Annotated in this window: 6 protein-coding genes; 3 read left to right on the top strand and 3 right to left on the bottom strand. The window is 41.1% G+C overall.

The features are described from left to right. Position 1 precedes the first annotated feature (1 nt). From B2V92_RS01015 to B2V92_RS01005, 3 genes are all read left to right on the top strand, one after another. Positions 2-2,326 carry a DUF5703 domain-containing protein gene (locus B2V92_RS01015; protein WP_293304026.1) on the top strand — a complete coding sequence of 775 codons (2,325 nt, stop codon included), beginning with the start codon at positions 2-4 and terminating at the stop codon, positions 2,324-2,326. 90 nt (positions 2,327-2,416) lie between these two features. Continuing rightward, positions 2,417-3,205, top strand: a complete 789-nt coding sequence (locus tag B2V92_RS01010) for an SDR family oxidoreductase (RefSeq protein ID WP_293304024.1) — start codon at positions 2,417-2,419, stop codon at positions 3,203-3,205. A gap of 172 nt (positions 3,206-3,377) precedes the next feature. Next, complete coding sequence (locus B2V92_RS01005; protein WP_293304022.1) at positions 3,378-4,391, top strand: zinc-binding alcohol dehydrogenase family protein; 1,014 nt, start codon at positions 3,378-3,380, stop codon at positions 4,389-4,391. 192 nt (positions 4,392-4,583) lie between these two features. Here the strand turns inward: B2V92_RS01005 and araA are convergent, their stop codons facing one another. From araA to B2V92_RS00990, 3 genes are all read right to left on the bottom strand, one after another. Then, positions 4,584-6,074, bottom strand: coding sequence for an L-arabinose isomerase (gene araA / locus B2V92_RS01000; RefSeq protein WP_293304020.1), 1,491 nt, complete (start codon positions 6,072-6,074; stop codon positions 4,584-4,586). A gap of 398 nt (positions 6,075-6,472) precedes the next feature. Continuing rightward, complete coding sequence (locus tag B2V92_RS00995; protein WP_293304018.1) at positions 6,473-7,186, bottom strand: L-ribulose-5-phosphate 4-epimerase; 714 nt, start codon at positions 7,184-7,186, stop codon at positions 6,473-6,475. Next, the coding region (locus B2V92_RS00990) for an FGGY-family carbohydrate kinase (protein WP_293304016.1) at positions 7,183-8,055 on the bottom strand (873 nt) is incomplete at its 5' end. The genes B2V92_RS00990 and B2V92_RS00995, both read right to left, overlap by 4 nt.

The raw sequence follows: 8,055 nt of genomic DNA, 5'->3' as shown, positions 1-8,055 counted from the left end.
AATAAAATTGACCACGAAGGCACAAAGACCACAAAGAACTTTTGCAACCATATTAAATTCCCTTGTTTGTTTGGTGTCATTGTGGTTCATACCATCAGATGCTTTTTCGCAAGAAAAAGAACCTAAAAATGTTACCTGGACCACTCAAAGCCTCAATTCATCTGAATCAATGCCGGTTGGTGGTGGCGATATCGGCCTCAATTTATGGGTAGAAAAAGGCAATATCTACTTTTATTTATCCAAAAGCGGCACCTTCGACGAGAACAACACTTTATTAAAACTTGGTCGTGTAAAACTCAAATTGTCTCCAAATCCCTTCGAAGGAAAAACATTTAAACAGGAACTGGTCTTAAAAGATGGTTATGCCCAGATTTCCGGTTCAAATGGTAAGTTAAATACCACAATCAACGTTTGGATTGATGTTTTTAATCCGGTAATCCATTTAGATGTTAAATCGAACCAAAAAACCATAACTGAAGTAGGCTACGAGAGCTGGCGTTTTGATGATCGCATTACAAAAGGTAAAGAAAATAACCAAAATTCGTATAAATGGGCACCACAGGGCATTGTAAAAACTTTACAAGATAAAATAGCCTTTAAAAACAATACAGTTCAGTTTTATCATCAAAATAAAGCAGAAACTGTTTTCGATGTAACGGTAAAACAGCAAGGTTTGGAAGATAGAAAAGCCGAAATGTTCAATCCTTTAAAAAACCTGATTTTCGGTGGAAAAATGCAGGGCGAAAATATGGTTCCGGCAGGGAATTATGAAGGAACATATTTAAGTACGCCTTTTAAAGCGTGGACTTTAAAAAGCAAAAAACCTTCAAATTCAGTCCACATTAGCATTACTTTAAATACCTCGGTAACCGAATCGGTTAATAAATGGGAGCAGGCGTTAAATCAGGTAAGTACTAAAAATGATCAAAAAGCGAGCATAAAATGGTGGAACGAATATTGGAAAAAAAGTTTTATTTACATCAATTCCAAAGATGAACCAGCCAACCAATCATCTAAAAACTACCAACTTTTCCGCTACATGCTGGGTTGCAATGCTTTTGGAAAATACCCTACAAAGTTTAACGGCGGTTTATTCACTTTCGACCCCCAACTTACCGATACGGCTTTAAAATATACGCCAGATTTCAGGAATTGGGGAGGAGGCACACATACCGCACAGAACCAGCGCCTGGTTTACTGGCCGATGTTAAAAAGCGGCGATTTCGGAATGATGAAATCTCAATTTGATTTCTATCTCCAGATTTTAAAGAATGCTGAAATCAGGACCGAATCTGCATGGAAACACAAGGGAGCAAGCTTCACAGAGCAACTGGAGAATTTTGGATTGCCGAATCCTGCCGAATATGGATGGAAACGTCCGACTGATTTCGACAAAGGAATGGAGTATAATGCCTGGCTTGAATATGAATGGGATACGGTTTTAGAGTCTTGTATGATGATACTGGAAACGGAAAGATTTAATGGTGATAACATCGAAAAATACCTTCCATTGATCGAAAGCTCACTTACTTTTTTCAAGGAACATTATACTTATCTGGCTAAACAGAGAGGAGCAAAGGCTTTAGACGCAAACGGACATCTGGTGCTGTATCCAGGCTCTGGTGCCGAGACTTATAAAATGGCTTATAATTCCACATCGACCATTTCTGCATTAAAAACAGTTTTAGAACGACTGGTTGAGCTATCTGCCTTATCTGAAAAACAGAAAGCAGCGTGGGTAGCCATGCTAAAAACCATTCCACCAATCAGTTTTAGAACATTTGATGGACATACCACCATTGCCCCGGCAAAACTTTGGGAACGGATTAATAACGTAGAGAGTCCGCAGTTATACCCAGTATTTCCGTGGGGGATTTATGGAACCGGTAAATCTGGTTTGGATACCGCTATCAATACCTTTAAATACGATACCGATGTGCTTAAATTCCGAAGTTATATAGGCTGGAAACAGGATAATATCTTCGCTGCAAGGTTAGGTTTAACAGATGATGCTGCAAAATTAACCACAGCAAAACTGAAAGATTCAAACAGAAGATTCCCTGCCTTTTGGGGTCCTGGCTTCGATTGGGCACCAGACCATAACTGGGGCGGCTCGGGTATGATTGGTTTACAGGAAATGCTGCTGCAGACAGATGGAAAAAAGATCTATTTATTCCCGGCATGGCCCAAGGATTGGGATGTGCATTTTAAACTTTATGCACCCTATCAAACCACTATTGAAGGCACTTTAAAAGATGGGAAATTAACCGATTTGAAGGTTGTACCCGAATCGAGGAAGATTGATTTAATTAACATGATTAACTAATTAGTGCCGTCATCCTGAACTCGTTTCAGGATCTAACCAGAAAGATGCTGAAATAAATTCAGCATGACGAATGCTTTAAATTAAAAAGATATGGATTTACAGTTAAAAGAAAAAGTGATCATCATTACCGGCGCTGCAAAAGGCATTGGCCGCAGTATTGCAGAAGTATTCGCCAAAGAAGATGCCATTGCTGTAATTGTTGGCAGAAAAGCAGAAGATAACCAAAAGGTAGTTGATGAAATTACAGCGCTGGGCAAACATGCAGCACAATTTGTGGCAGAACTTTCCAATCCGGAAGATTGCGAAAAAGTGGTTACCGAAATCATCGCTAAGTTTGGCAGGATAGATGGCCTGGTAAACAATGCCGGCGTTAACGATGGAGTTGGTTTAGAAAGCGGAAATTACAAGGATTTTATGGCTTCTTTGCACAAAAATGTAGTCCACTATTATTTAATGGCACATTATGCCTTACCAGAGTTGATTAAAAGTAAAGGTGCAATCGTAAACATCACTTCAAAAACAGCAGAAACCGGACAGGGAAATACATCTGCTTATGCTGCTGCAAATGGTGGCAGAAATGCTTTAACCCGCGAGTGGGCCGTTGAATTATTAAAATATGGTATCCGTGTAAATGCAGTAGTTGTTGCCGAATGCTGGACACCTGCCTACGAAACCTGGATAGAAACCCTTGATGATGCAACAGAAAAACTGAAAGAAATTACCTCAAAAATCCCATTGGAAAACCGGATGACCACTGCCGAAGAAATCGCCAACATGACGGCCTTTTTAATGTCGAACAAATCGAGCCACACCACCGGACAGATTATCCATGTTGATGGCGGTTATGTACATTTAGATAGGGCTTTAGCGAACGCATAATCAGTTGGCAGTTATCAATTAGCAGTTTACAGTTGACGATACAACACTTTAACAATAAAATTAACGCTTTGCACTCAGCAAAGTGGCAATACAACAATTTAGCAATCCAGTTAATGGCCTACACCCAACAATGTAACCATACAACTATTTAACAATCCAGTTAACCATTAAAATGAAAACCCTTACCTGTACAACTCCCGGAACCTTCGAATACTCGGAAACTGAAAAGCCGCAATTAAAAAAAGACCATTCCATTATAAAAATCAAAAGAATCGGTATCTGCGGAACAGATTTACATGCTTTTGAAGGTACGCAACCCTTTTTTAATTACCCCCGGATTTTAGGGCACGAATTATCTGCCGAATTGGTAGAGGCTGATGGAGCAGATGGCTTTAAAATAGGAGAGGCTGTTACATTTATTCCATATTTCAACTGTGGCGAATGCATCGCATGCCGTATGAATAAACCTAATTGTTGTGTAAAAATGCAGGTTTGTGGCGTACATGTTGATGGCGGTATGCGCGAATATCTCCAGGTGCCTTCAAAAACACTTTTACATGGCGAAGGATTAAGTTTTGATGAACTGGCATTGGTTGAACCTTTGGCCATAGGTGCGCACGGTGTACGCAGGGCCGATGTTCAACCTGGCGAATTTGTTTTGGTTATTGGTGCAGGTCCGATAGGTTTAGGCACTATGGAATTTGCCCGCATTGCTGGCGCAAATGTGATTGCTTTGGATATTAACGAAGATCGATTGGCTTTTTGTAAAGAGAAATTAAAGGTTGCCCATATCGTAAATGCGCTTCATTCGGATGTTGCCGAACAATTAAGCAATATTACCAATGGCGATATGCCTACAGTGGTTATTGATGCTACAGGTAATCAAAAAGCCATTAACAATGCCATTAATTATATGGCCCATGGCGCAAGATTTGTGCTGATCGGGCTCCAGAAAGGCGATTTAATTTTTAACCACCCCGAATTTCACAAAAGGGAATCGACCTTAATGAGCAGCAGAAATGCCACAATTGAGGATTTCGAACATGTAATTAAATCAATGAAGGCTGGTTTGGTAAACCCAACTAACTATATTACACACAAGGTGCAATTTGAAGAGGTAAAAGAGGAGTTTAAAAATTGGCTTTATCCCAAAAATGGCGTGATTAAAGCGATGGTAAGTATGTAGTTACTCAGATAACTTTTGAAAAGTACCGTCATCTCGACCGGAATGCAGTGCAGTGGAGAGATCTATAAATAGATTTCTCCATTTCGTTGCACTCCAGTAGAAATGACGACTATATAACAAGATTTTGTTGAGAACAAAAAAGCCGATAATTTTTAAATTATCGGCTTCCGGATGTGGTATTAGTCACTAAAACTATTTATAAAAAACCTCATTCCAATGCAGTTCATTTCTGAACTGGTTTATTTTTGTCTCCGTACCTATATTCACATATTCCAGCCCTGCAATATTTGCAAAATCCAATAAGTGTTCCGTTGTTAAATTCTGACTGTAAGCGGTATGGTGCGCCCCACCGGCATAAATCCATGCTGCACAACCCGTTTTCATATCTGGTAATGGTTTCCAGAGTACACGTGCAACGGGCAAATGAGGTAAATCATGCTCAGCTTCAACAGCGCTTACTTCGTTAACCAACAAGCGGAAACGATTTCCCATATCAATTAAAGATGCATTTAGGGCATCGCCACCGGATACATTAAAAACCAAACGTGCCGGATCGGCTTTACCGCCTATACCTAATGGATGAACTTCCAAACTGGCTTTACCGCTGGCTAAAGAAGCATCAACCTCGAGCATGTGCGAACCCAGCACCATTGAATTGGCAGGATCAAAATGATAGGTATAATCTTCCATAAAAGCATTTCCACCAGGCAAACCAGCGCCCATCACCTTACAGGCACGTACCAAAGCGGCTGTTTTCCAATCGCCTTCACCCGCAAATCCATAACCATCGGCCATTAAACGCTGAGCTGCTATGCCTGGTAACTGGATCATGCCATGCAGGTCTTCAAACGTATCGGAGAAACCTTTAAAGCCACCTTCTTCCAAAAACTTTCTCAAACCCAGTTCTATTTTAGCGGCTTCGTAAACAGATGAATGTCTGGCGCCACCAACTTTTAAGTCTGCAGCCATTTCATAAGTTTCTTCGTATTCTTTTAATAAAGCCTGAATTGCCCCTTCACTTACTTCATTAATTACAGCCACTAAGTCTCCTATACCATAGGTATTTACAGAGAAACCAAATTTCATTTCGGCTTCTACTTTATCACCGTCGGTTACCGCAACAAAACGCATGTTATCGCCAAAGCGGACAAATTTTGCACCTTGCCAATCGTTCCATCCGGCAGCAGCCCGGCTCCATGTGTCGATCTGTTTTGCCACTTCTTCATCCTGCCAATGCCCAACCACCACTTTACGGTCTTTACGCATACGGGTAACCATAAAACCAAATTCACGGTCGCCATGTGCGCTTTGGTTCAGGTTCATGAAATCCATATCGATGCTATTCCAGGGAATATCGCGGTTAAACTGCGTATGCAAATGCAATAAAGGTTTCTGTAATACATTTAAACCCCTGATCCACATTTTTGCGGGAGAGAAAGTATGCATCCAGGTAATTACCCCGATACAGTTTTTATCGATATTGGCCTGTTGCAAAGTTTCAAAAATCTCTTCAGTTGTTTTCACGATTGGTTTATAAACCACCGAAACCGAGATATTTCCATTCTGGTTTAACGAATCAGCTACCTCCCTGGCATGTGCTGCCACTTGTTTTAAAGTTTCTTCGCCGTACAAATGTTGTGTACCTGTAATAAACCAAACCTCTAATTTTTTTAAATCTATCATGATGATGTTGTTTTATTTTTTTCTTCGGCCTGTATCCTCACAGACCGAAATGTTATTTGTTTATTTTAAACCATACAGGTTTTTCTTTAAATAGCAGAACAATAGTTGCCAGCTAAACCCGACCGTAGCGGGATGCCGATTTTTTCAATCGGCAGAAGCGGGGGCGGGACTGCAATAACCGAAATGATACTGCCATTGCTTTTCAAATCAGATTATAAAATATGTTAATCTATAGTATTTACTTAAAATTGTTTGGTGAGCCACCAAACGTTAAACTATGGCTATATTTAGTCTTGGCGATAAGATCCTGAAATAAATTCAGGATGACGCGATGAGCTGGAGAAACCTGTGAGTTTTCTTTGCTTCCAGACTAAAGACTTCAGACTCAGGACTAGGGACTAGGGACTAATCTTGTCCTGTCCATAATACGCGCCATCGCCATGTTTGCGCTGATAATGTTTCTCTATCAACGAATCTTTCAGCTTCGATACCTGTGGATTAATCTGCTGTGTTAACCAGGCCATTTGTGCCACAGTTTCCAATACTGCACTGTTATAAACTGCTTTTTCAGCTGTTTTGCCCCAGGTAAAAGGCGCATGGTTTCCTACTAAAACCATTTCCACTTCTTTGTAACTCAAACCCAGATCTTTAAAATGGTTCATGATCTGGAAGCCTGTTTCGTATTCATAATTTCCTTTTATCATCGCATCATCCATTGGTGCGGCGCAGGGAATATCAACTGTTAAATGATCTGCATGTGTGGTTCCAAAAATAGGGATCGCGCTTTGTGCCTGTGCCCAGGCTGTGCCGTAAGTAGAGTGGGTATGTACAATCCCGCCGATATCCTCCCAATGTTTGTATAAAACCGCGTGCGTTTTGGTATCGGATGAGGGGCGTAAATTGCCTTCAACGGTATTACCCTCAAAATCCACAATTACCATGTCATTTACCGATAAATCATCATAAGGTACACCACTTGGTTTAATGGCGAAAACACCTTTAGAACGGTCGGCAGCACTTACATTACCGAAAGTAAATAACACCAGGCCCAATTTTGGCAATTGCATATTGGCCTGATATGCCTGTTCTTTTATATCCTGATAATTGCTCATGATAAATAAGGTTTAACTTCTTTTTTATTATATTTCTCCAGATACCGGCCCAATCCCAAATATTGCTGATAATGCTGACGGTAAAGCTTTTGTTTTTTGATATTGGGTTGATATTCTTTTTCGAAACCGGTACCCATGGCAACCATTGCTGCTTCGATATTTGGGTATATACCAGCGGTAACTGCTGCAAACATGGCAGCACCCAAGGCACAGGTATGTTCGAAACGGTGGATCCTGATCGGCATTTCGAGTACATCGGCCATCATCTGCATAATGTATGGCGACTTCTTAGCTACGCCACCGATACCGATGATTCCTTTTACCGGCATGCCCTGTTCTTTAAAACGATCTACAATGGCCTTGGCCCCAAAACAGGTTGCAGCTGCTAATGCACGGAAAAAACGCGGTGCATCGGTACCTAAACCTAAGCCCGTAATGGCGCCTTTAAGCTCCTGGTTGGCATCGGGCGTTCTTCTGCCGTTTAACCAATCTATTGCCAGCTCAGCATAATCATCATCTTCTAAAGCTTCGGCCTGTTTGCTTAGGTTTGCAATGATTTTGCCTTCCAGTTCAGCCTTCAAAGCAATTGCTGTTGCTTCATCAATCAGGTTAGATTCGGTTAACAGATGATTTAATGGCCAGCTGATTAAGTTTTTAAACCAGGCATATACGTCGCCAAAGGCAGATTGTCCGGCCTCTAAACCTGCCATTCCCGGGATAACCGATCCATTTACCTGTCCGCAGATACCATTGATCAGTTTTCCATGTAAATCTTCATTAGGGGCCACCAGGATATCGCAGGTACTAGTGCCCATTACCTTACTCAGGTAATAAGGTTCTATCTGACCGCCAACGGCTCCCATGTGTGC

This window comes from Pedobacter sp. UBA5917, from assembly GCF_002432345.1.
In the GTDB taxonomy this organism is placed as follows: Bacteria; Bacteroidota; Bacteroidia; order Sphingobacteriales; family Sphingobacteriaceae; genus Pedobacter.
The sequence above is the reverse complement of the archived record's forward strand: the minus strand, read 5'-3'. Positions and strand labels throughout refer to the sequence as shown.